This is a genomic window from Bordetella tumbae (assembly GCF_965139195.1).
GTDB classification, from domain to species: Bacteria; Pseudomonadota; Gammaproteobacteria; order Burkholderiales; family Burkholderiaceae_B; genus Bordetella_A; species Bordetella_A tumbae.
This window is the reverse complement of sequence record NZ_CBCSJH010000082.1, coordinates 1-1312: the sequence shown is the minus strand read 5'-3', so window position 1 is coordinate 1312 and position 1312 is coordinate 1. Positions and strand designations below refer to the sequence as shown.

Genomic DNA, 1312 nt, shown 5'->3' with positions numbered 1-1312 from the left:
GTGACCTTCTCACTAATGCCCAGGCTGCGAGCCGCCGAGGCTTGCGTCGTCTTCACAAACACCACTTGATCCACCGGTCCCGCCAACAACCGATCCAATGCCGCCATCGCCTCCGGCGGCTCAATCGAATCGATCCCCGCCCGCGCCATTCGCTGCCGGTACTCGTTCGAAGCCACCACCCCGACGCTGCCCCAATAGCCCCAGTGCATCAGCTTCACCGCATAGGGTCTATGCCGCAGCCGCTTTGCAAATGCATCCGCATAGCAGCAGCCCGCCGCATAATTGCTCTGACCAGGCGCCTTCATAAAACTCTGCAGCGATGAGAAAAACACCACAAAGTCGAGCGCCTCGTCTCCGAACACTGCGTCCATGTTTGCCGCTGTCGCTGCCTTTGCCGTCAACGCCGCCTCGAACGTGGCCTCATCCATCGTCGCCAAGCTCCGATCGGCCAGCACGATGGCGGCATGCACCACGCCATGAATCGCCCCGAAGCGCTCGCGAATCGTCGCATGCGCCAGTTCCAGCGCATCCTCATCCGTCGCATCGGCCTGCAGATACAACGGTGTCGGGCCTAACTTGCCCAACCGTGCACGATGCTGACGGATCGCCTCATCCTCGGCGCGCCGGCCCAGCCACACCAGTTGGGCACGGTACCGCTGGATCAGATGCTCGCTCAGCGCCATGCCGATACCGCCGGCTCCGCCCAACACCACATAGACGCCACCCTCGCGATATGGTGGCAACGCCGCCTCGGGCACCTCGCAAGGCGCCAGTACCTGCTGATACCAACGTCCGGCCCGCCATGCTCTCGCATCGCCTCGCGTCTGGGCAGGTTGCGCCAGCAGCGTCCCCAGAGGCAGGTCCTCATCCTTTGGCAGATCCAGCAGGCTGATGCGCCACTGGGGATATTCCTTGGCCAAGGAACCGATCAGGCCATGCACGCTAGCCTGGTCAGGATCGGCCATCTCGCTCAGCCCGACTGCTACCGCCTGCCGCGTCACGATCGTCAGTCCCAGTGATCGCGTGCCGTACTCCAGCGCCAGCAGCGCCTGGACCAGTCGCAGGCTCATCACCGCTGCCTGCGCTTCACCGGCTGGCACCTGCCACACGAGGTGCTGCAACGGCCCCTCGCGTCTGAGCGCCCCAGCCAAACTCTCGCGACTATCCTGTGCTGACCACACCACGGCGGGCGGCCCGGTGAACGGCGTCTGCGTCGTCGCATGCAGCTGTATTACCTGCTGCACAGAAGGCACTGCGTTCGGCTCGACTTCGCAGATCGTCTCCCATATCGGTGTCAGCATCAGTTCACCCA

At 63.8% G+C, this 1312-nt stretch carries 1 protein-coding gene; it reads right to left on the bottom strand.

Annotated features, from left to right (window positions below):
* Positions 1-1312, bottom strand: a 1312-nt coding sequence (locus tag ACNA0J_RS29655) for an SDR family NAD(P)-dependent oxidoreductase (protein ID WP_415822605.1), incomplete at both ends; no start/stop codon positions are given.